Source organism: Cyanobium sp. FACHB-13342 (genome assembly GCF_014697415.1).
In the GTDB taxonomy this organism is placed as follows: Bacteria; Cyanobacteriota; Cyanobacteriia; order PCC-6307; family Cyanobiaceae; genus Cyanobium_A.
Genome location: NZ_JACJRT010000006.1, coordinates 57,961 through 79,323, shown reverse-complemented (window position 1 = coordinate 79,323; position 21,363 = coordinate 57,961). Strand labels below are relative to the sequence as shown.

Genomic DNA, 21,363 nt, shown 5'->3' with positions numbered 1-21,363 from the left:
AGGGTCCGTCAGCGCCCTGGTTCGAAGCCCAGCCGCTTCACCTCCGGCTGTAGGGCGATCCCATGGCTGGCCATCACCCGCCCCTGCACGTCCTGGATCAGGGCCGCGATGTCCGCGGCGCGGGCCGCTCCGGTGTTAACGATGAAATTGGCGTGGATCGGCGACACCTGGGCTTCGCCGATCTGGAGCCCCTTGAGTCCCAGCGATTCGATCAGCTGCCCGGCTTTTTGGGGCTCTGGATTGCGAAACACGCTGCCGCAACTGGGTTGCTGATAGGGCTGGGTGCTGGTGCGGCTGTGCAGGTTGGCGCTGGTGAGGGCGGTCACGCTGGCCGGGTCGTGGCCCGCATCTAGCCGGAAGGTGGCGGAGAGCACGATCCAGGATTCGGCCTGAAGGCGGCTGTGGCGGTAAGCGAAGTCGAGCTCATGGCCCTGGAGGTCGAAGGGTGCCTCTGGCTTCGCCGGATCCAGCACCCGCACCGACACCAGCCAGTCGGCCGTGCAGCCACCCTGGGCCCCCGCGTTCATCACCACCGCTCCCCCCACGGTGCCCGGGATGCCCACAGCCCACTCCAGCCCGCTCAGTCCCAGCCGGGCCGCCTTGCGCGCCAGGGTGGGAAGGGGCTCTCCAGCCTCGGCTTCCACCAAGCCAGTGTGGGCCTCCAGCCGACTGCCCTGCAGGCGGCGGTTGCAGAGCGTGAGCCCCGGCACCCCGGCATCGGCGATCAGGAGGTTCGAGCCTGCCCCGATGCAGCGCAGGGCTAGCCCCTGGCTGTGGGCCCAGGCCGCTAGAGCGATCAGCTCAGCCTGGTCGCCCGGTTCGGCAAACCACTCGGCTGGCCCTCCCACTTTCCAGGTGGTGAAGGCACTCAGGTTCACCTCCTGGCGTAGGGCTGGGGGGCAGCTGGGGGCCGCAACCATCGCCCTCAGGCCGCCAGGGGCGTTGCCCTTGCGGTTGTGCCCGGCTCCGCAGCCTGCTGCCATTGGCCCAGGCGATCCCAGAGGCTGTTCACATCGCCGGCACCCATGGCCAGCACCAGGTCGCCCTCCCGGCTGGCGACGGCCACCTGGGAAGCCAGTTCCTCCAGGCTGTCGGCCACGAGCACCGGCAGCCCTGGGGCCAGCTCGCGCACGGCTTGGGCCATGGCGGCGCTGGTGACACCGGGGATCGGGGCTTCCCCGGCGGCATACAGGGGAGCAATCAGCACGGAATCGGCCTGGGTGAGGGCCGCGGCGAATCCCTCCAGAAATTGGGCGGTGCGGCTGTAGCGATGGGGTTGAAACACCGCCACCAGTCGCCGGGGGGGCACGGGCAGGGAGCTGCGCCCGCTCTCCACCATCAGGCGGGCCATGGCCAGGGTGGCGGCCACTTCACTGGGGTGATGGGCGTAGTCGTCGACCACCAGTCGGCCCTCCCAGAGTCCACGAAAATCGAAGCGCCGGCCGGGGGTCTGCAGGTTGGCGACCGCCTGGCGTAGCTCGGCGAAGGACACTCCCTCCAGGCGGCAGGCGGCCATGGCGGCCACCGCATTGCTGAGGTTGTGGCGGCCAGGCAGGGGAAGTTCAAAGGAACCCACCGCTTTGCCGTCTTCATAGAAGTCGGCGATGGTGCCATCGCCCCGCTCCTCCCGAGCTAGGGCTGCAAACGACACGGCTTCGGTCGTTTCGATCGACCACCAGTGGGCCGGTTTGAACCGTTCCCTCAGGATCGGGCAATCCCGGTTGGCCAGAAGCCGTTCGCTGTTCCCGGCAAACCGCTGCAGGGTGGTGATCAGGGCTTCCAGGTCGGGGTAGTGGTCGGTGTGGTCCAGTTCCACGTTGGTGAGAACGCCCAGGGAGGAGCGAAATTTCACCAGGGAGCCGTCGGATTCATCCGCCTCCGCCACCAGCAGCCGCCCTTCCCCATGGCGTCCATTGCTGCCGAAGGCGGGCACGATGCCGCCGATCACGGCGGTGGGGTCGTGTTGGGTTGCGGCCAGCAGGGTGGCGATCAAGGTGCTGGTGGTGGTTTTGCCGTGGCTGCCCGCCACGGCGATCGAGGCCTGGCCATTGATCAGGGCCGCCAGCACGTCGGAGCGGTGGCAGATCGCCAGCCCCTGCCGCCGGGCCTCCACCAGTTCCGGGTTGGTGTCAGGAACGGCCGAGCTGATCACCACCAGGGGGGCCACCGAGGTGCCGCTGCGGATCGCCGCCACGGTGGAGGCGCTCTGTTCCAGGAACACCCTCACCCCGAGCCGGCGTAGGCGGTCGAGCACGGCGTTGTCGCGGGGATCGGAGCCGCTGACCCCATAGCCCCGCTCCGCCAGGATTCCGGCCAGGGCTGACATGCCGATGCCGCCAACCCCGATGAAGTGCAGCGGTTGGTGGCGATCGAGCAGGGGTGCCAAGGGCAGCTCCAGGTCAGGGTCAGGTGAGCACGAAATTAAGCCGACAACAGCCCGCAAACCTTTACGAGATGCTGCGCGTTTGCGCATGGTCCTTGGCGTGCGGCCTTCCTGCAAGAGGGGAGACCGGATCAATTTCTGTATGATCTGCAGCCAAAACCACCTTCGCTAGCGGCTTTTGCCGCGATCGGCCATGACTTTGCGCGTTGCGATTAATGGATTTGGCCGGATCGGTCGCAACTTCACCCGCTGCTGGTTGAGCCGTGGGGCCAACACCGGCATCGAATTGGTGGGCATCAATGGCTCCGGTGACACCAACACCAACGCCCACCTGCTCAAGTACGACTCGATGCTCGGCCCCCTGCGGGGCGTGGACGTCACCACCACCGACGACACGATCGTCGTCAATGGCAAGACGATCAAAACCTTCTACGACCGCAATCCCGCCAACCTTCCCTGGAAGGAATGGGGCGTCGATCTGGTGATCGAGTCCACCGGTGTGTTCAACGATGACGTGGGTGCCAGCAAGCACTTTGAAGCCGGCGCCAAAAAGGTGATCCTCACGGCTCCCGGCAAGGGCGCCAAGGTGGGCACCTTTGTGGTCGGCGTCAACGCCGATCAATATCGCCACGAGGACTGGGACATTCTCAGCAATGCCAGTTGCACCACCAACTGCATGGCGCCCGTCATCAAGGTGCTGGACCAGGAATTCGGCATCGTCAAAGGCACGATGACCACCACCCACAGCTACACCGGTGACCAGCGGATTCTGGACGCCGCCCACCGGGATCTCCGCCGAGCCCGGGCTGCCGCGGTGAACATCGTCCCCACCAGCACGGGTGCTGCCCAGGCCGTGGCCTTGGTTTACCCGCCGATGAAGGGCAAGCTCAGCGGCATCGCCATGCGGGTTCCGACCCCCAACGTCTCGGTGGTGGACATGGTGCTCGACATCAGCCGGGACACCACCAAGGAGGAGGTGAACGCGGTGCTCAAGGCAGCATCGGAAACCACCATGAAGGGCATCATCAAGTACTGCGATCTGCCCCTGGTGTCGAGCGACCACGGTGGTACCGATGAATCCACGATCATTGATTCCCCGCTCACCCTGGTGATGGGCGGCAACATGGTCAAAGTCATCGCCTGGTACGACAACGAGTGGGGCTACAGCCAGCGCGTCGTCGATCTGGCTGAGATCGTCGCCAAGCAGTGGAAGTGAGCTGACCGGTTCGGTTTTCTCAAGGCCGCTCCTTCGGGAGCGGCTTTTTGATGGCCCGTGGTTCGGTGGCTGCCCGCCGCGTTCTTAAGCGTGGGGCTGGAGGTTGTCGCCACCACTGATCACTCGGGCCCTGACGATGCCGTCCTCAGCTGTGAGTTCCTCCAGCACGTCAAAACCGTCCACCACGTAGCCGAAGGCGGCGTAACGGCCATCGATCAAGTTGAGGCCGGCGGGGGTGAGCTCCGGTTCGAACAGGAAGAGAAAGAACTGGGAGGAGCCGTCGTCGAGCACCTCGTCAGAGTGGGCCCAGCCCAGGGTGCCTTTGGTGGAGAACGGCAGCTCCGGGGCGGCCTTGAACAGGCCCAGGTCTTCAAAGGTCTGGTTGTAGAAGGGGGCCGGCTGACCGGGCACCTTGATCTCCAAGGGCACGTGGCGTTCCGTCTTGCTCTTCGGGTCGATGAATCCCTCCTGGGGCCCTTCCGGATCCCCGGTCTGCAGGACGTAAAAATCCTCGGCACGGATGAAGGGGAGGCCGTCATAGAAGCCCCTCTGCACCAGATCCACGAAGGCACCAGCCGTCAGGGGTGCGTTGTACCCGTCCACGACCGCGGTGAGATCGCCTTTGGTGGTGGTGAGCTGCACGGTGGCGCGGCCCAGCAGGCGGGGCAGATCCGCAAACTCAGCCGGGATCTCGTAGGGGAACGGCCCCACGAGCAGGTCTTCGGCCTGGCCGATGCTGCTGAGGGCATCGCGCCGGGCAGCCAGGAAAGGATCGCGCTCCTGCCGTTCAGCCGCCGCGGCAAGCACCTGCAGCTGGTCTTCCAGCTGGTCCAGCAAAGCCGCAGCCTGGGGCCTGGTGTCTGCTGTAAAGCCGTCCAGGATGGCGGTCTTGCGCGTTCCCAGCAGGGAGCCGCAGCGCCGCACCGTGCTGTTCAGGGCAGGCCAGCGCTTGGCCCGTAGGTCATCGCTGGTGGCTTCGAGGCGATGCTGCAGATCCTGCAGGTCGGGCGCCTGAATCGGCAGGGCATTGCGCAGCAGGGCGGCCGGGTCGGTCACCGCGTTGCCCTGGGGCAGGGCAGCCCAGGCGGCGGGCACAGACAGCACCAGCAGCACCAGCAGGGCGGCTAGGCCGGCCCATCGACGGGCCCATCCGGACCACTGCGTCCATCCGGAATGGCCCCATGCCATGGCAATCCTGTGTCGTTGAGCGGACTTTGGCACAGCTTCCGGGCCCCTGGGATGGTGCTGGTCAGGCCGGCTCCGGTAGCCAGCCGTACAATCCCCCAGATCCGAACCGCCGGAATGATCTCCAGCAACGACTTTCGCACCGGTACTTCAATCGAGCTGGATGGCCAGGTCTGGAGGGTCGTGGAGTTCTTGCATGTGAAGCCCGGCAAGGGCTCTGCCTTCGTGCGCACCAAGCTCAAGGCGGTGCAGAGCGGCAACGTGGTGGAGAAGACCTTCCGTGCCGGCGAGATGTTGCCCCAGGCCGTGCTTGAGAAAAGCACCCTGCAGCACACCTATATGGAAGGCGACGACTACGTGTTCATGGACATGGGCTCCTACGAGGAGACCCGGCTCACCGCCAAGCAGATCGGCGAGAGCCGCAAATACCTCAAGGAGGGCATGGAGGTGAACGTGGTGGCCTGGAATGGCAAGCCCCTGGAAGTGGAACTGCCCAACTCGGTGGTGCTCGAAATCACCCAGACCGATCCCGGTGTGAAGGGCGACACGGCCACCGGTGGGACCAAACCCGCCATCGTCGAAACCGGAGCCCAGGTGATGGTGCCCCTGTTCCTCTCGATCGGCGAGAAGATCAAGATCGATACGCGCACCGACAGCTACCTCGGCCGGGAGAACTGATCGCCATGCAGCTCAATCACGACCAGCTCCATAAGCTCCTCGATCTCCTCGGGGACAGCGACATCCAGGAGTTGAAGCTGGAGGGGGACGACTTTCGCCTGGAAGTGCGTCGCAATCTGCCGGGGGTCGCTCCCACGGCGGTGATCCAGGCCACCCCAGCTCCGGCCCAGGTCCTGCCCCTGGCGGCTCCGGCTCCCTTGCCGGTAGCCCCCTCGGCGCCGCCGCCGCCGGCTGCGGCCAGTCGCGGCGATCTGCTGGAAGTCACCGCGCCCATGGTGGCCACCTTCTACCGGGCTTCTGCCCCCGGCGAGGCCCCCTTCGTGGAGGTGGGCTCCCGGATCAAGGTCGGCCAAACCGTCTGCATTCTCGAAGCGATGAAGCTGATGAATGAGCTGGAGTCGGAAGTGGGCGGTGAGGTGGTTGAAATCCTGGTGGAGAACGGCACGCCCGTGGAGTTTGGCCAGGTGTTGATGCGGGTCCGGCCGGCCTGACGGGTCTCTGGGAAGGATCTCTGGGATCCTCAGCCCAGATCCCTTGCCGTCACAAGGGCCGCCGCCATGCTGGCGGCCCTGGCCTGACCCTGGCCGGCGATCGCAAAGCCCGTGCCGTGGTCCGGAGAGGTGCGCAGGAACGGCAGGCCGAGGGTGGTGTTCACGGCAGCATCGAAGGCCAGCAGTTTCACCGGAATCAGGCCCTGGTCGTGATAGAGCGCCAGGTAGCCATCCGGACCCGAGCCTCCCCCCGCCCAGGCGCTCGCAGCATCCAGCCAGCAGGTGTCCGGTGGGACTGGGCCGTCCAACCGCACCTGGGGGTGGCGTTGACCCCAGGCCTCCAGCGCCGCCGTCAACCAGGTGGCTTCCTCAAGGCCCAGCTGCCCCGCCTCGCCAGCATGGGGATTGAGGCCTGCCACCACGAGGTGGGGGTTGGGGTTGAACCGTTGGCAGAAGGTCAGCAGGTCATCCAACTTGCGCTGGACCAGGGCGCCATTCAGCCGCTGGGGCACCGCCGCCAGGGGAATGTGGGTGGTGGCCAGCAGGGTGTTCAGCCGCCACTGGCCCGAGGGCGACAGGGCGGTGAACAACATGGAGGCGTCCGTACAGCCCGCCAGTTCGGCCAGCCGCTCCGTCTGTCCTGGGTAGGGGTGGCCGGCGGCATGCCAGCTCGCCTTGGCAATCGGTGCGGTGACCAGGGCCTGGCAGCGTCCCTGCTGCACCAGGTTGGTGGCGGCGGTGAGCCAGGTGAAGCTGGCGGCCCCGCCGCTTGGCGTGCTGATCCCCGCCCGGCAAGGCTCGGCCAGGGGCAGGTCGACCATCTCCAGCTCAGCGGGGTCCCGCAGCGGTTCGTCACTGTGCAGTCGGAGCTGCTGGTAGCTGGTCTCCAGCCAGCGGCGACAGCCCACCAGCAGGGGTTGGTGGGTGGGGTCGAGGCGCCATTCCGGTCGGGCCAGGGCCTTGAGGGTCACCTCGGCGCCGATGCCGGCCGGATCTCCCAGGGCAATGGCCAGCCGGACCCGCCTGGGGTTGGATGGGGCCTGGCTGCTGGTGGACGAGCCCATGCTGCGCTGGTTGGTGCTGGGGGGTCTGGTGCTGGGTTTGGCAACGGGATTCAGCAAGGGCTGGATCGAGATGCGCTGGGGGCGCCTGCTGGCGGACCTGGGCTTGCCCTATGTGGTCGATCCTGGCGATCTGGGGGATTGTCCGCCGCCACCCCGTTCTTCGGCCAGACAGGCTCGGTAACCCTCCCGATAGCTGGGGTAACGCAGGGTGTAGCCCACGGTGTGGCGCAGCAGCCCATTGCTGGCCCGGCGGTTCTCGGCCCAGAAGCTGCGGGCCATCGGGCTCATGGCCGCGGCAATGGTGTCGTAGCGCTCCATGGCCGGCAGTTTGTGGTTGAGCAGGTGGGCGGCATAGCCCAGGGTTTCGCTGGAGGGGCAGGGGCAGTCGTCCACGACGTTGACCACGGTCGGGCGCTGCTCAGGCGACAGGGCTTGGCAGTGCAGCAGACAGCCCACGATGTCGTCCACGTGCACCCGCGAAAAGACCTGGCCGGGTTTGTGGATCAGCCGGCTGCGGCCGCTTTCCAGGGCCTCAAAGGGGGACCGGCCCGGTCCATAGATCGCCGGCAGGCGGAAGAGTTGCACCGGCAGGCCGCTGGCGAGCCAGGCCTGTTCGGCCTCCAGCCGGTCCTGACTGCGGCCAGGCCGGGGGGCGGTGGTGCCGGTTTCGTCGACCCAGGCGCCACCGGTGTCGCCATAGACGCCGGTGGTGGAGAGGTAGCCCAGCCATTGCAGTGGCAGCTCCTGGAGGATCGGCCCCAGCAGCCGCAGCACCGGATCGCCCAGCCCGGCCTCGGGGGGCACGCAGACCACCACGTCTGTGGTGCCCTGGAGGGCCTGGCGGGGGGGCAGAGCGGGGGGCTCGGAGGCGCTGTTGAAGGGGAGCCACACCAGTCCGTGGGTGTCCTGCCTGGGTTCGCGGCTGGTGAGCTGCACGGCCATGCCCCGCCGCTGGGCGGCCTGGGCCAGGCGCAAACCCGTGTAGCCGCCGCCGATCACCAGCAAGCGCCGGCCAGGGTTGACAAGCGCAGGCGTCATGAGTACATCTGTATTAGCTCTCAACAGTCATGGCCATGGCGGTCTCCGGATGCCCAGCTTCAGCGACGTCAGCGCGCCTGTTTCATGCTCCAGTGTCCCCGACCCCCGTTGCGCCCTCCAGGCCCCGTCGGTTGAACACGGCCAGCTCCTTTCCGGTGCCGGCGGTGTTGGCGGCCGTGCTCCTGCTGGTGGCTGTGGTGGTCGCCCCGGAGCGCCCCCAGGTTCAAGAGGCCATCTGCCAGCGCCACAATGGCGCTGAGGCCTGCCGCGTCTGGTGAGCTTCGGGTTCTGGTCGGGGTTGGCCCGGATGGACCCACTCCAGCAGTCGCATGGCCAGGCGCAGGTCTCCGTCGGTCCAGGCCCGGATGGCCATCGCCCGGCGCGGGTCGTAAAACGCCTGGCGCCGATACCACTCGAAGGCATTGGCGTCTCCCTTGTGGCCGTTGCAGGCGAGGCAGGCCGGCACGCAGTTCTCGGTGACGCTCAGCCCACCCCGGCTCTGGGGATGCACGTGGTCAATCGATTCGGAGCGATCACCGCAGTAGATGCACCGTTGATCAGTGACCTGGTGCAGGGATTGCCGCCATCGCCTGACGCGCAACTTGGGGCAGAGATCCTCAAGGAAGACCGCATCCCTGGCCTGCATCCCGGAGCCCCGATTGGCGGCAGTTTGCCCCGATCGCCCAGGGTGTCAATGTGTCGAGGGTTGCACTTCCGCGGATGCGCTGTCTGCTGCGGTTGGGAGCGACGGGGCAGATCGAGGTGGTCAGTCCCTACGACGCGGTGACCCAGGCCCAGTTACGGGCGATCCGTCCCCGGGGGGTCTGGTCGGGCCGGACGCGTTGCTGGTGTTTCCCCCTGGAGGCAGCCCCTGCCCTGCAGCAGGCCCTGGCGGGCCGTTTCCCGCTGGAGCCAGAGCTGGCCCAGTGGCTGGCCTGGTTGGCCCAACCCCTGCCCCCCCTGCCTCCCCATCGGCAGCTGGTGGCGGCGGCTGATCTGGAGCAAACCTTGCTGGATGGTCGTCACCTGTTTGCCCACCAACGGGCGGCGGTGCGCTGGTTGCTGGCCCGGCGGGGGGCCGTGTTGGCCGATGCCATGGGCCTCGGCAAGACCCTCTCCGCCCTGGTGGCGGCTCGCGCCATGGTGCGTCTGGCCGATTGCCGCATCCTGGTGATCGCGCCGGTTGGTCTGCACGGCCACTGGCAGAGCGAGGCGGCCTCCCTGGGTCTGCGCCTCGAGCTGCACAGCTGGGCCCGGCTGCCCCAGGCCCTTCCCCCCGCCGGCACCGTGGTGATTGCCGATGAGGCCCACTACGCCCAGAACGGCCAGACCCGGCGCAGCCAGGGTCTGCTGCGTCTGGCGCGGCACCCCCGGCTGCGGGCCATCTGGCTGCTGACGGGCACCCCGATGAAGAACGGCCGGCCGGCTCAGCTGTTTCCCCTGTTGGCGGCCATCGGCCATCCCCTCGCCCGCGATCAACGGGCCTACGAGGAGTTGTTCTGCCAGGGTCACTGGCGGGAGCAGGGTGGGCGGAGGCTCTGGCAGGCCACCGGCGCCAGCCATCTCCACGAGCTGCAGCGGTTGGTTCGTCCCCTGGTGCTGCATCGGCGCAAGCAGGATTGTCTCGACCTGCCCCCCAAGCACCGGCAGCTGCTGGCGGTGGAGCTGGACGACCTGCAGGCCCGGGGCTTCAACCATCGCCTGCAGATGAAGGTGGACGATTACCGGCTCCGGGCGGCCCGCGGCGAGGTGCGCCGGGATGCGGAAGTGTTGGCGGTGCTGACCGCCCTGCGTCAGATCGGCTCCGACTACAAGTTGTCGGCCACCGAGACCCTGGTCGCCTCGCTGCTGGAGCGCGGCGAGGCGGTCGTGGTGTTCACGGCTTTTGTGGCCACCGCCACGGTGCTGCATCGCCGTTTCCCGGCCAGTGCCCTGCTCACCGGGGCCCTGGCGCCAGCGCAGCGTCAGGGGCAGGTGGATGGCTTTCAGCGAGGTGAGCACCCCCTGCTGATTGCCACCTATGGCACCGGGGGACTGGGGTTCACCCTGCACCGGGCGCGGCATGTGGTGCTGGTGGAACGTCCCTGGACCCCCGGCGATGCCGAGCAGGCCGAGGACCGTTGCCATCGGATCGGCATGGGGGCCTGTCTCACCAGCCACTGGCTGCAATTGGGGGTGGCCGATCAACTGGTGGACGGCCTGATTGCCAGCAAGGCGGAGCGCATCGCCCTGCTGCTGGAGCGCCGGCCCCAGCTGTTCGAACGGCGCAGTTTGCCGGCCATGGTGCGCGACCTGATGGACCGCTGGTGAGCGGTTCAGGGCTGGCGGCGGTCGGTGGTCGCTGGGGTGTCCCCGGGGTCTCGGCAGAGCTCCTGCCGGAGTTTCAGTTCCGTGCGCACCTGGGCATCCAGGCTGCCGGCGGGTTTGGCACGGGCCAGGGCCGATGCCCGGGCGATGTCGGCACAGGCAGCCGCTTCGTTGCCGGCCAGGCTGTGCAGCAGGTAGCGATCGTTCAGGGGAACGGGGTTGGTCGGGAAGGCGGCCACCACCCCATCGCAGCGGCGGATCTGCTCGTCGAGTTGCGCCAGGTTGACGTTCTGGAGGCAGTCGTCGCTGCGCACCTGGCGCTGGGGCAGGGGTTCCTCTGAGCAGCCGCTGGTCAGCAACACCCCCACCAGGGCGGCAAGGGCGGCCAGGTCGTTCAGGCCACCGCGACTCCGGCAGCGGGGCGCCCTACTGACCGAGACGCTCACTGCGGCTGACGCCGCTGGGAGCCGTTTTTGTGCTGCTCTCGGGCTTGGGTTCGGGTTTGGTGAACAGGTCGCCGAGATAGCGGCCGCAGTCGGGATAAACACTGGGGTTCTGCACCACGGCTTCGGTGATCATCACCGCGGCATGTTCCGGGGATGTCTTGAACAGTTTGTCGTTCTGGCGTTTGATCACCGCATAGGCCGCATCCCAGCTCACTTGGTGGTTGTTGCCGCTGTTGCGCATGAAGCAATAGATCTGGGCCCCCTTGCCGCCGGCCCCAGCGCTGCTGGCCGCCGCGTTGATTTCTGCGGTCTGGGCCCGGCTGGGCAGGGTGCCGAGTGCGGCCCAACCGATCGTGCTGACCAGGGCCAGGGCCAGGCTGCGCCGCCGGGGGCGCTGGCGTGAGTCCCCTTGGGGCTCCAGCGGGACAAAAAGGCTCAGGGCCATGGCCTGGGGGCAACGTCGAAAACCAGGTCCCAACGTATCGATCGGAGCGGTTCCAGTCGAGCCCCGGTTCAGCCGGTCGGCGGGGTGGGTCCCCCAGGCAGCACCAAGCGCACCACCAGGGGCAGCACCACTAGCACCGTGATTAGCCGCACCGCATGCAGAGCGGCCACGGCGGCCCCCACCCCAAATTCAGCCCCCACCAGGCTCATGCCGCTGATGCCTCCCGGCGCGGCCCCCAGCAGGGCCACCACCGGATCGATGCCGAGCAGTCGGCTGCACCACAGGCCCACCACTAGGCCAGTCAGCACCAGGGTGATGGTGATCAGCAGGGCGGGTCGCCACAGGTGGCGCAGCTCCACCAGCGCCCCGGCCGTCAGGCCAGTGCCGATCACGGTGCCGATGGCGATTTCCAGCAGGGTGCGGGTCCCGCTAGGCCATTGCGCCGTCTCCAGCCGGCCAGTCATGCTCACCAGGCCTGCGCCCAGCAGGGCTCCCGCCAGCGGGGCCGCGGGAATCCCCGTGCGCAGGGCGAGCATGCCGCCCCCGGCACCGGCGAGGCCGTAAACCAACAGGGACCAGGGCTGGGTCATCGTCACCTGGGTCGGATGGCCAAAGGACCGGTGGCCGCAGTCTGGTCTTGGCCCCGCTGCATTTGTGTGTTGTCATCGGCTCCACTGCGCTTTTTGCCATGGCCGCCGAGTCGGTTTCCTTCCGGATCAGTCGTAACGCTGAAGATCTCGCCCAGACCGTGCATGCCCTGTCCCAGCGGCTGGTCAAGCTCGAACAGCGACTGGGGGCCATGGAGCTGCAAGTGGATCGCCAGGTGGAGCGGGATCCCCAGGAGAGCACCAGCCTCGACAATGTGGAGCGGTTGCTGCTGGATTGCCGCACCCTGCTCGACATGTCTGAACACGACATGTCTGAGCAGGCAACCGCTGGGGATCAAGCCGGAGATGGCGGTGTCGACCACGGTGTCCAGGACGACACGATGGCGACAGCAGCCTGACCACGGGGGCTGGTCAGCGGTGTCACAATGGGAAGAAAGTGGCCATGGCATACCCCACCCCGTCCACTCCCGGCTCCCAGCATGGGGCTGCAGCCCGGTTCCCTCAAGCCTCGGCCCTGTCCAGCGGGCGTCCCGGATTCCCCCCCATTTCGGGCGAAGGCGATCACCAGCTCGAGAAGCTGGAGTTTGCTCTAGCTGTGGCCCTCACCCGCGGGGACCTTCAGCGTTCTGAGAATCTGCGCAACCAGATTGCAGCCCTGGGGGGGAATCAGGAAGAACCTGGCACCTGATTCACCTGTGCCGAATGTTTGTGGTTGGAGAAGCTTGAGGTGGAGATCTTCTCGCGGGTCTAAATTATCGGAAACACCAACCTGAGGTCTCGGTCATCGGTGAGGTTGTCGGGCCAGCTTCCGAACCATCGGAACCATCCCAATCTTTTTTCAGGCACCAGCTTCAATGACGGCCATTCTGTCCAGACCATCCGGTACTTCTGACCCGGCCCGTGAGGTGGCCGATCGTCGTGCCCATCTCAAAGATGCCATTGCGGCCCATGAGGCCGAGGCTCAGCAGGCGGCTCGGCAGGGAGACCTGGCTGCTGCTGCCCGATCCATCCTGGCCGCCCTCGATGCGGAACGCCGCATGGCCGGCGCAGGACCTCAGGTGCTGCAGGTGATCAAACCCAGGGGCTGATCCGATTGGCCATGGCTATCCCACAGAGGGGCCTCGACCAGATCTGATCTGATGCAGCTCGAAACGGCGACAGTGAACCAAAGCAACAGGCAGCGGTCCCATTGAACCTGCATGCTTGGAATGCGAAATTGGAATTCAAAAACTAAAAGCGGGTGACCGGACTCGAACCGGCGACGTTCAGCTTGGGAAGCTGACATTCTACCACTGAATTACACCCGCAATACTGGAATTAGAGGATTCCAGAGTCACACCAAATGGTGTAGTTGACAAACTAGCAGAGAGGAGTGGGTCCGGAGCTGGGGGCCTCACCATGGCTCCCCAGCTTTTCCCGTGGGTCCTCAGCCAGCCAGGGCCGCGGCGCAGGCGGCCACACCGGCCCCCATGGTGCCCCTGTGCAGTCCCAGGTCCTGCAGGGTGGCCTCGATGGCGGCGACGGCGGTGAGCACGTCGCGATCGCACACAAAGCCCAGGTGGCCGATGCGGAACACCTTGCCTTTGAGGTGGTCCTGGCCCCCGGCCAGCAGGATGTCGAACTTCTCCTTCACGGCCTTGCGCATCGCCTCGGCGTCGATGCCCTCGGGGGCCACGGCGGTGATGGCGGGGCTGCCATGGCCCTCAGCGGCGTAGAGGGGCAGGCCCATGGCCTGCATGCCGGCCTGGGCGGCGGCGCGGTGGCGGGCATGGCGGGCAAAGATCGCCTCGAGCCCCTCCTTCTGCATCATCTCCAGGGCCGCTTCGAGGGCGAAATAGAGATTGATGGCCGGTGTGAAGGGGTTGCTGTCGGCCTTGGCCGATTTGCGGTACTTGGCCAGATCCAGATAGAACTTGGGCAGGTCCGAGCGCTCAGCGGCGGCCCAGGCCCGGTCGCTCATGGCCACGAAGGCCAGGCCCGGCGGCATCATGTAGCCCTTCTGGGAGCCCGAGCCGATCACGTCGAGGCCCCAGGCATCCATGGGCACGCTGCAGGCGCCCAGGCTGGTGACGCAGTCGGCGATGGTGAGGGCCGTGCCGTGGGCCTTCACATGCCTGGCGATGGTTTCCAGGTCGTTGATGACGCCCGTGGAGGTTTCCGAGTGGGTGAGGATCACGGCCTTGATCGCCTTGGCCGTGTCGGCCTCCAGGGCGGCGCGGAAGGCCTCGGGATCCAGGGGCTGGCCCCACTCGGCCTGGATCACCTGCACGTTCAGGCCGTAGGCCCGGGCCACCTTCACCCAGCGCTCGCCAAACTTGCCGTTGTCGCCGCAGAGCACGGTGTCGCCCTTGCTCAGCACGTTGATGATGCCGGCCTCCATGGCGGCGGTGCCGCTACCGGTGATCACCAGCACGTCGTTTTTGGTTTGATGCAGCCACTGCAGCTGCTCGGTGGTGCGCTTGACGATCTTCTGGAAGTCGGCGCTGCGGTGGCCGATCGGGTGTCGGCCCATGGCCAGCAGGACGGTTTCCGGCACCGGAGTGGGGCCGGGGATCATCAGGGTGAGCTTGTCCTGCATGGAGTAGGGGGGTGCTGCGGCGGGCGGCGTCGGACCGCACAATCGACCACCATAAAAAACAGAGTTCCCGGGACCCCTGGCCGTGTCGACCCAACCCCAGGACTGCAGCGGTGGTTACACCGTGCCGGTGTGGCTCGCGGCGGCCGCTCGGGCGGCGCTGATTCACCTGCGTGGCGAGCCCTGCACCAGGACCCAGCCGCTCTGGTTGGATCCCACGGCCCTGGCGGCCGGTGCCCAACCCCAGCCCGTGCCGGTGGAGGCGGTGGCTCCCCTGGCGGATGGCTGGGTGTTGGCCATGGCCTGTTGTGATCCCGGATCAGACGTGCTGGATATCACCCGCGGCCTGCGGCTCTGGGTGCAGTTGCGCTGGGGAGAAGGGCCGGGTGACTGGTTGGCGCTCCGGGCCGGCGAGGGAGTGGGGGTTGTCCAGGCCAGCGGCGACCCCTGCCTCTCGGCCTATGCCCGCCAGCTCCTGGAGATCAATCTGCGACCGCTGGTGCCCCAGGGCCGTCGTCTGGAGCTGCAGGTGGTGATTCCCGAGGGACGGCGGCTGGCGGAGCGCACCAGCAACGCCGCCTTCGGCGTGGTGGATGGGTTGGCCCTGATCGGCACCCAGGCCGAGGTGCAGCGCAGTGCCGGGCCCGATCCCCTGGCCCAAGCTCTGGCCGAGCTGCGCGCGCGCTGCAGCGCCCCGGGCTTTGGCGGAGATCTGGTGCTGGTGATCGGCGAGAACGGCCTCGACCTGGCCCCGCGGCTGGGCTTGCCGGCCGGGTTGCTGCTCAAGGCGGGCAACTGGCTGGGTCCCTTGCTCGTGGCGGCGGCCGAAGCGGGCGTGCGGCGTCTGCTGCTGTTCGGCTATCAGGGCAAGTTGATCAAGTTGGCGGGGGGCATCTTCCACACCCACCACCACCTGGCCGATGGACGGGCCGAGGTGCTCACGGCCCTGGCCGCCCTGGGGGGCCTGGATGGGGAGGCCCTTCAGGCCCTGTATGACGCCCCCACGGTTGAGACGGCCCTGGCGGAGCTGGCCCTGCGGGATGGATCCCGGGCCCAGCAGTTGCGCCAGTCCATCGCAGCGGCGGTGGAGGAGCGCAGCCGGCGCTATCTGGCCCGCTACGGCCAGGAGGCCATGGCGGCGGGGGCCGTGCTGTTTGACCGCTCCCGCCAGATCTGCGCCCAGGGCCCGGTGGGTCTGGAGTTGCTCACCGCCCTGCGGGACCCCGCCTAGGGTGGTCCGAATGCCCCGGGTCCAACGCTGTCGATGTCCCAAACCGCGTCCCCTCCTACCCAGTCGGCCCAGCTCGACGCCACCTCCCAGTCGTCGCGCCACCCCGCGATCGTCATCCTGGATTTCGGTTCCCAATACTCCGAGCTGATCGCCAGGCGGGTGCGGGAAACGGAGGTGTTCTCCCTGGTGATGGGTTACACCACGACGGCGGAGGAGCTGCGGGCGATTGCGCCGAAGGGAATCATCCTCAGCGGCGGACCCAGCTCGGTCTATGAGCCGGGCGCGCCGGTGTGCGACCCGGCCATCTGGGAGCTGGGCATTCCCGTGCTGGGGGTTTGCTACGGCATGCAGCTGATGGTGCAGCAGTTGGGCGGGTCGGTGGTGGCGGCGGGCCGCGCCGAATACGGCAAGGCGCCGTTGCATGTGGATGATCCGGTGGATCTGCTCACCAACGTCGAAGACGGTTCGACGATGTGGATGAGCCATGGCGATTCGGTGGAGCGCCTGCCCGATGGCTTCGTGCGCCTGGGTCACACCGACAACACGCCCGAGGCGGCGGTTGCCGATCACCAGCGCCGGCTGTACGGCGTGCAGTTCCATCCCGAAGTGGTGCATTCCACCGGCGGCATGGCGATGCTGCGGAACTTCGTGTATCACATCTGCGGTTGTGAGGCCGACTGGACCACCGCCGCCTTCATCGACGAAGCGGTCGAAGATGTGCGCCGTCAGGTGGGTGACAAGCGGGTGCTGCTCGCCCTCTCCGGTGGCGTCGACTCCTCCACCCTCGCCTTCCTGCTGCACAAGGCGATCGGCGATCAGCTCACCTGCATGTTTATTGACCAGGGCTTCATGCGCAAAGGCGAGCCCGAGTTTCTGGTCGAATTCTTCGACAAGCGCTTCCACATCAACGTGGAATACATCAATGCCCGCGAGCGCTTCATCAGCAAGCTTGATGGCATCACCGATCCCGAGGAGAAACGCAAACTGATCGGCACGGAATTCATCCGGGTGTTCGAGGAGGAGAGCAAGCGCCTTGGCCCCTTCGACTACCTGGCCCAGGGCACCCTCTATCCCGACGTGATTGAAAGTGCGGGCACCAACATCGACCCCAAGACCGGCGAGCGGGTGGCCGTGAAGATCAAGAGTCACCACAACGTGGGCGGCTTGCCCAAGGACCTGCAGTTCAAGCTGGTGGAGCCCCTGCGTCGCCTGTTCAAGGACGAGGTGCGCAAGGTGGGCCGTTCCCTCGGCCTGCCTGAGGAGATCGTCGGTCGCCATCCCTTCCCGGGCCCGGGCCTGGCGATCCGCATCCTTGGGGAGGTGACCAGCGAGAAGCTCAACATCCTGCGCGATGCCGACCTGATCGTGCGTGAAGAGGTCAAGGAGGCTGGCCTCTACAACGAGATCTGGCAGGCCTTTGCGGTGTTGCTGCCGGTGCGCAGCGTCGGGGTGATGGGCGACAAACGCACCTATGCCTTCCCGATCGTGCTGCGTTGCGTGTCGTCGGAGGACGGCATGACCGCCGATTGGTCGCGCCTCCCCTACGACCTGCTGGAGACCATTTCCAACCGCATCGTCAACGAGGTGAAGGGCGTGAACCGGGTGGTGCTCGACATCACCAGCAAGCCCCCCGGCACGATCGAGTGGGAGTAGCCCCGCCGGTCGACGTTCGATACCATCGGCTCCCAGCCCCGCCGTCGTGACTGCCGCCTCCGCGCCCCCCAGCTCGACAACTCCCGATTCCGACATGCAGCGACGGCTGCAGCAGGACAGCATCCTGTTGGGCGGCAAGACCATCTACCTCAATCCCTTCCTCTATTGGCGTCGGTTCGACGCCAACACCGACCGCTGGCTCCGGGAGCCCGGCCAGTTGATGGAAGACCAGATCGTCAGCAACCGCGCCCGCTTCTATCCCGAGGTCGACTGGGAGTTGCTCGATGAGGCGGAGCGGGCCGCCAAGGATGGCGCCGTTGAGATGTTCCTCAAGAGTTTGGAGCTGATCAGCACCTTCAACCCCGAGCTCACGGCCGGTCAGCTGCTTGAGGTTGAGCGCAAGATGGCGGTCACCAAGAAAAAGTCGTTTGAGCGCTGGGTGGCCCGTTCCCTGCGCCGGCGTCAGCAGGAGGAGGAGAAGGCTCGCCGGCGCTTCGATCGCGAGCGCACCCTGCGGGCCTGGGGCGAGTGGCTCTCCCTTGATGTGACCCGCCAGGCGCTGGTGCCCTTGGCCTCCCTTCTGGTGATCGCGGTGGCGGCTGGCTGGTGGTGGGGCAGCCAGCAGAACTGCCGGCAGGTGATCGTCGATCCGGGGATTCAGCGGTTGGCGCCCTGAGGTTCGGGTGCCGGCGCGTCAGACTGGAGATCCAGTGCCAGGACTGCCGCCATGGCCACCGATCCCCTTGATGCCCTCCGGCTGACCCTCATGCAGGACGTCCTGCCCGTGGGTCTGGCGGTGGTGGAGCGGGCCCGCAAGGGCGGTGCCCAGGAGGTGATGGCGGCCTTTGATGGCCGGTCTGCCGATCCCCTCGGCACCTTGCGCCAGGAGGGTGAGCCTGCCGCCAGTCAGGTGCGGCAGGGACTGGATCGGGTCAGTCCTGGTCTGGGCAATCCCGTGATGAAGGTGGATGTGCACGAGATGGCCCACCCTGACGCTGGTGATGTCCATGGGGCCGATCCCCAGGACGCCCTGGCCTTGCAGCAGGGCCTGGCCCTGATTGCCGGGCGCCTGGAGCTGCTGGAGCAGCGGCTTGGGCTCGCCAACCCCACCGAAGGGGGCGGCAACTGACCGTGGCGTTTGTCTCCGGGGCATCGCGCCACACCGGCATGGGCCGTCAGCCGGCGCTGCTGCTGGCGGTGGTGTTGGTGTTCTGCGGGGCCATGGTGGCCCGGCTGGCCTGGCTCCAGCTGCTGCATGGCGCTGAAAACCGGGCCAGGGCCGATGAAAATCGGATCCGCCTGATGGCCCGCAATCCCATCCGGGGCCGGCTGCTGGATCGCCATGGCCAGGTGCTGGCCACCAGTCGCCTCACCTACAACCTCTACATCCAGCCCCGGGAGGTCAGCGACGCCCAATGGCCCGCCCTGCGCGATCGACTGGTGGCGGTGATGGGCGTCCCTGCGGCCCAGCTGGAGGCGCGGCGGCGCAGCGGTGCCAATGCGGAGGGGTTCCGTATTGCCCTCGCCAGTGGTCTCAAGCCCGAGCAGGTCCTGCGTTTCCGGGAGCAGGCCTCCGGGTTGGCGGGGGCCGAGGTGGATGTGGACATCCTGCGCAGCTATCCCCATGGGCGCTTGGCAGCCCACGTGCTCGGCTACACCAGCGGCATCACCGAAGAGGAATACGCCCAGCTCGAAGCCAAGGGTTACCGGATCCTGGACCGGGTGGGCCGCAGTGGCGTGGAGAAGCAATACGAGGCGCACCTGCGTGGGGAATGGGGCGGCCAGCAGGTGGAGGTGAATGCGGCGGGTCAGGTGCAGCGGATCCTGGGCGAAAAACCCGCCAAGGCCGGCAAGGACCTGCGCCTCACCCTCGATCTGGCTCTGCAGCAGGCGGCGGAGCGGGCCCTTGATGGGGTGCGCAAGGGAGCGATCGTGGCGCTCGACCCCCAGACCGGAGCCATCCGGGCCCTGGCCAGTCGGCCCACCTTTGATCCCAACGTCTTCTCGCCCGCGCCCAGCACGAGCCAGTGGTCCGCCCTCAACGCGCCGACGGCCCCCCTGTTGAATCGGGCCTTCCAGGGCTTCCCCCCCGCCAGCACCTTCAAGATCGTCACCACGGTGGCGGGCCTGGAATCCGGCCGCTACACCGCTGGCTCGAAGGTGATGACGATGAATTCCTTCTGCTACGCCGGCCTCTGCTACGGCGACCACGGCGCCCATGGGGCGATCGGCTTCCCCTTGGCCCTGGCGGTGAGCAGCAACACCTTCTACTACCAGGTGGGGCTCAAGGTGGGTCCCGATGAGCTGTTCAAGGCCGCCCGGCGCATGGGCTACGGCCAGGTCACGGGCATTGAGCTGAAGGAGGAGGAGACGCCGGGTCTGCTGGGGGATCAGGCCTGGAAACGGGAGGTGCTGGGGGAGGCCTGGACGCCTGTGGACACGATCACCTCAGCGATCGGCCAGGGGGCTCTGCAGGTGACGCCGATCCAGATGGCCCGGCTGTATGCCGCGGTGGCGAATGGCGGCTGGCTGGTGACGCCCCACCTGGTGGAGCGCCCCACGGAACGCATCTGGATCGGTCTCAAACCGGCCACCCTTCAGGTGTTGCGCGATGGACTGCGCCAGGTGGTGACCAATGGCACCGCCACGCTGCTCAACGATCCCAGCCTCCCGCCGGTGGCGGGTAAAACCGGCACCGGAGAGGATCCCCCCCGTCCCGATCACGCCTGGTTCGGCGGCTACGCCCCTGCCGGTAAGCCCACCCTGGTGATCATCGCGTTTGGTGAAAATTCCGGGGGCTACGGCGGCACCGTTGCCGCCCCCATGGTGAAGGCGCTGATGACCACCTGGTTTCGCGGCAGTCTCCCCAGCCCCTCGCCCCGTTCCTGACTCAGGCTCAGGCGACGAGTTGCAGTTCGGGATGGTCCAGCAGCCGGCGGTAGTAGCCGCGGAGCTGCTCGGTGGCCCCGGCCCAGCCCCAGCGCTCGGCTTCCTCGCGGGCGTTGCGGCGGAGCTGGGAGCGCTGGCTGGCATCGCCCAGCAGCCGTTCCACCGCGGCCGCCAGGCTGCCCTCCTGGTTCGGCTCGTAGAGGCAGCCATTCACCCCATCGCTGACGATGTCCGGAATGCCGCCCCGGTTGGCTCCCACCACGGGGCAGCCCGCTGCCATGGCTTCCAGAAGCACCAGGCCCAGGGTTTCGGTGCTGGAGGGGAACAGGAAGGCGTCGCCACTGGCGTAGGCGGCGGCCAGCTCTTCACCGGCCAGGTAGCCGACGAAGTGGGTGGGGGTGCCGGCGAAGATCTTTTCCAGTTGCTGGCGGTAGGGGCCATCCCCCACCAGGGCCAGCCGGGCCTCGGGCATGGCCTCGAGCACGGGGCGGATCCGTTCGATCTGTTTCTCGGCCGAGAGGCGACCGATGTAGAGCAGCAGCTTGCCGGTGTCGCTCTGGCCATTGAGCAGCCGGGCCCGCATGGCATCGGAGCGCAGGGCCGGCTGGAACAGGTCGGTGTCGACGCCCCGCTGCCAGAGGTCGGTGTGCTGGATCCCCTTCTCGCTCAGCTCCTGCACCATCGCTGTCGAGGTGCAGAGGTTGAGCCGGGCCTGGTTGTGGGCGGCCTTGAGCAGCTCCCACAGCAGGGGTTCCAGCATGCCCATGCCGTAGTGCTCCAGGTATTTGGGCAGGTGGGTGTGGTAGCTGGCCACCAGGGGGTAGGCCTTGGTCTTGGCCAGCCAGATGCCCCCGAGGCCCAGCACCGCCGGGTTCACCACGTGGACGAGGTCAGGCTGGAAGCGGTCCAGGGCTTCGGCCACGGCTGGCCGCGGCAGGGCCAGTTTCAGCTCGGGGTAGAGGGGCAGCGGCATGGCCGGCACCCCAACCACCTGCGCCCCCATGTAGGTGTCGGGGGCCCCCTCCGGGCAGAAGATCAGCACGTCGTCGCCGGCGGCCACCAGGTGCTGCACCGTCTTGGTGAGGCGGGTGACGATCCCGTCAACCTTGGGCAGGAAGGTCTCGGTGAAAAAGGCGATCTTCAAGGGTGATCTG

The 21,363-nt window shown here is 67.3% G+C and carries 23 protein-coding genes and 1 tRNA gene; 12 read left to right on the top strand and 12 right to left on the bottom strand.

Going from position 1 to position 21,363, the window contains the following annotated elements:
* Positions 1-8: 8 nt before the first annotated feature.
* Positions 9-920, bottom strand: coding sequence for a UDP-N-acetylmuramate dehydrogenase (gene murB / locus H6G16_RS03545; RefSeq protein ID WP_190388939.1), 912 nt, complete (start codon positions 918-920; stop codon positions 9-11).
* Positions 921-925: 5 nt separating this feature from the next.
* Positions 926-2,386 (bottom strand): UDP-N-acetylmuramate--L-alanine ligase, encoded by a 1,461-nt coding sequence (gene murC / locus H6G16_RS03540; protein WP_190388938.1) that lies wholly within the window; start codon positions 2,384-2,386, stop codon positions 926-928.
* 190 nt (positions 2,387-2,576) lie between these two features.
* Here murC and gap point away from each other — a divergent pair, with 190 nt between their 5' ends.
* Complete coding sequence (gene gap, locus H6G16_RS03535; RefSeq protein WP_190388937.1) at positions 2,577-3,599, top strand: type I glyceraldehyde-3-phosphate dehydrogenase; 1,023 nt, start codon at positions 2,577-2,579, stop codon at positions 3,597-3,599.
* Between the two features lie 84 nt (positions 3,600-3,683).
* Here gap and H6G16_RS03530 read toward each other — a convergent pair whose 3' ends face one another.
* Entirely contained in the window at positions 3,684-4,787 is a 1,104-nt protein-coding gene (locus tag H6G16_RS03530) for a peptidylprolyl isomerase (protein ID WP_190388936.1), read from the bottom strand.
* Between the two features lie 114 nt (positions 4,788-4,901).
* Between H6G16_RS03530 and efp the strand changes: the two genes are divergently transcribed.
* Complete coding sequence (efp, locus tag H6G16_RS03525; RefSeq protein ID WP_190388935.1) at positions 4,902-5,462, top strand: elongation factor P; 561 nt, start codon at positions 4,902-4,904, stop codon at positions 5,460-5,462.
* 5 nt (positions 5,463-5,467) lie between these two features.
* Positions 5,468-5,953 (top strand): acetyl-CoA carboxylase biotin carboxyl carrier protein, encoded by a 486-nt coding sequence (gene accB / locus H6G16_RS03520; protein ID WP_190388934.1) that lies wholly within the window; start codon positions 5,468-5,470, stop codon positions 5,951-5,953.
* Positions 5,954-5,982: 29 nt separating this feature from the next.
* Here accB and pdxA read toward each other — a convergent pair whose 3' ends face one another.
* From pdxA to H6G16_RS03505, 3 genes are all read right to left on the bottom strand, one after another.
* Positions 5,983-7,017 carry a 4-hydroxythreonine-4-phosphate dehydrogenase PdxA gene (pdxA, locus tag H6G16_RS03515; RefSeq protein WP_190388975.1) on the bottom strand — a complete coding sequence of 345 codons (1,035 nt, stop codon included), beginning with the start codon at positions 7,015-7,017 and terminating at the stop codon, positions 5,983-5,985.
* A gap of 108 nt (positions 7,018-7,125) precedes the next feature.
* Positions 7,126-8,055 (bottom strand): SDR family NAD(P)-dependent oxidoreductase, encoded by a 930-nt coding sequence (locus tag H6G16_RS03510; RefSeq protein ID WP_190388933.1) that lies wholly within the window; start codon positions 8,053-8,055, stop codon positions 7,126-7,128.
* A 223-nt stretch (positions 8,056-8,278) separates the two neighbouring features.
* On the bottom strand, positions 8,279-8,701 hold the full coding sequence (locus H6G16_RS03505) for an HNH endonuclease (RefSeq protein ID WP_190388932.1): 423 nt from the start codon (positions 8,699-8,701) through the stop codon (positions 8,279-8,281).
* Between the two features lie 74 nt (positions 8,702-8,775).
* On the opposite strand from H6G16_RS03505, the gene H6G16_RS03500 reads away from it, so the two are divergent.
* Complete coding sequence (locus H6G16_RS03500) at positions 8,776-10,365, top strand: DEAD/DEAH box helicase (RefSeq protein WP_190388931.1); 1,590 nt, start codon at positions 8,776-8,778, stop codon at positions 10,363-10,365.
* 5 nt (positions 10,366-10,370) lie between these two features.
* On the opposite strand, the gene H6G16_RS03495 is transcribed toward H6G16_RS03500, so the two are convergent.
* The 3 genes from H6G16_RS03495 to H6G16_RS03485 form a co-directional block, all read right to left on the bottom strand.
* Complete coding sequence (locus tag H6G16_RS03495; protein ID WP_190388930.1) at positions 10,371-10,808, bottom strand: hypothetical protein; 438 nt, start codon at positions 10,806-10,808, stop codon at positions 10,371-10,373.
* Positions 10,789-11,253, bottom strand: coding sequence for a DUF6554 family protein (locus H6G16_RS12970; RefSeq protein WP_242036142.1), 465 nt, complete (start codon positions 11,251-11,253; stop codon positions 10,789-10,791). The genes H6G16_RS03495 and H6G16_RS12970 overlap by 20 nt, the downstream gene beginning before the upstream one ends.
* 68 nt (positions 11,254-11,321) lie before the next feature.
* Positions 11,322-11,843, bottom strand: a complete 522-nt coding sequence (locus H6G16_RS03485; RefSeq protein ID WP_190388929.1) for an AbrB family transcriptional regulator — start codon at positions 11,841-11,843, stop codon at positions 11,322-11,324.
* A 98-nt stretch (positions 11,844-11,941) separates the two neighbouring features.
* Between H6G16_RS03485 and H6G16_RS03480 the strand changes: the two genes are divergently transcribed.
* The 3 genes from H6G16_RS03480 to H6G16_RS03475 all read left to right on the top strand — a co-directional run bounded on the left by H6G16_RS03480 (position 11,942) and on the right by H6G16_RS03475 (position 12,949).
* A complete protein-coding gene (locus H6G16_RS03480; protein ID WP_242036141.1) occupies positions 11,942-12,259 on the top strand; it encodes a chemotaxis protein in 318 nt (105 codons plus the stop codon).
* A gap of 44 nt (positions 12,260-12,303) precedes the next feature.
* Positions 12,304-12,549: a hypothetical protein gene (locus H6G16_RS12965; RefSeq protein ID WP_242036140.1), complete on the top strand. Its 246-nt coding sequence runs from the start codon at positions 12,304-12,306 to the stop codon at positions 12,547-12,549.
* A gap of 217 nt (positions 12,550-12,766) precedes the next feature.
* Entirely contained in the window at positions 12,767-12,949 is a 183-nt protein-coding gene (locus H6G16_RS03475; protein WP_190388928.1) for a hypothetical protein, read from the top strand.
* Between the two features lie 147 nt (positions 12,950-13,096).
* Here H6G16_RS03475 and H6G16_RS03470 read toward each other — a convergent pair.
* A tRNA-Gly gene (locus tag H6G16_RS03470) sits at positions 13,097-13,168 on the bottom strand.
* A gap of 119 nt (positions 13,169-13,287) precedes the next feature.
* A complete protein-coding gene (locus tag H6G16_RS03465; protein WP_190388927.1) occupies positions 13,288-14,439 on the bottom strand; it encodes an alanine--glyoxylate aminotransferase family protein in 1,152 nt (383 codons plus the stop codon).
* Between the two features lie 82 nt (positions 14,440-14,521).
* Here H6G16_RS03465 and cbiD point away from each other — a divergent pair, with 82 nt between their 5' ends.
* From cbiD to mrdA, 5 genes are all read left to right on the top strand, one after another.
* Positions 14,522-15,667, top strand: coding sequence for a cobalt-precorrin-5B (C(1))-methyltransferase CbiD (cbiD, locus tag H6G16_RS03460; protein ID WP_347238778.1), 1,146 nt, complete (start codon positions 14,522-14,524; stop codon positions 15,665-15,667).
* A 33-nt stretch (positions 15,668-15,700) separates the two neighbouring features.
* Positions 15,701-17,320 (top strand): glutamine-hydrolyzing GMP synthase, encoded by a 1,620-nt coding sequence (guaA, locus tag H6G16_RS03455; RefSeq protein WP_199289145.1) that lies wholly within the window; start codon positions 15,701-15,703, stop codon positions 17,318-17,320.
* A 94-nt stretch (positions 17,321-17,414) separates the two neighbouring features.
* Entirely contained in the window at positions 17,415-17,996 is a 582-nt protein-coding gene (locus H6G16_RS03450; protein WP_190388972.1) for a hypothetical protein, read from the top strand.
* A 51-nt stretch (positions 17,997-18,047) separates the two neighbouring features.
* Positions 18,048-18,449 (top strand): hypothetical protein, encoded by a 402-nt coding sequence (locus H6G16_RS03445; RefSeq protein WP_190388926.1) that lies wholly within the window; start codon positions 18,048-18,050, stop codon positions 18,447-18,449.
* A gap of 38 nt (positions 18,450-18,487) precedes the next feature.
* Positions 18,488-20,209 (top strand): penicillin-binding protein 2, encoded by a 1,722-nt coding sequence (gene mrdA, locus H6G16_RS03440; RefSeq protein WP_190388971.1) that lies wholly within the window; start codon positions 18,488-18,490, stop codon positions 20,207-20,209.
* 7 nt (positions 20,210-20,216) lie between these two features.
* Here mrdA and H6G16_RS03435 read toward each other — a convergent pair whose 3' ends face one another.
* The gene (locus H6G16_RS03435) at positions 20,217-21,353 is read right to left on the bottom strand and encodes a glycosyltransferase family 1 protein (protein WP_190388925.1); all 1,137 of its coding nucleotides are present in this window, start codon (positions 21,351-21,353) and stop codon (positions 20,217-20,219) included.
* Positions 21,354-21,363 lie beyond the last annotated feature (10 nt).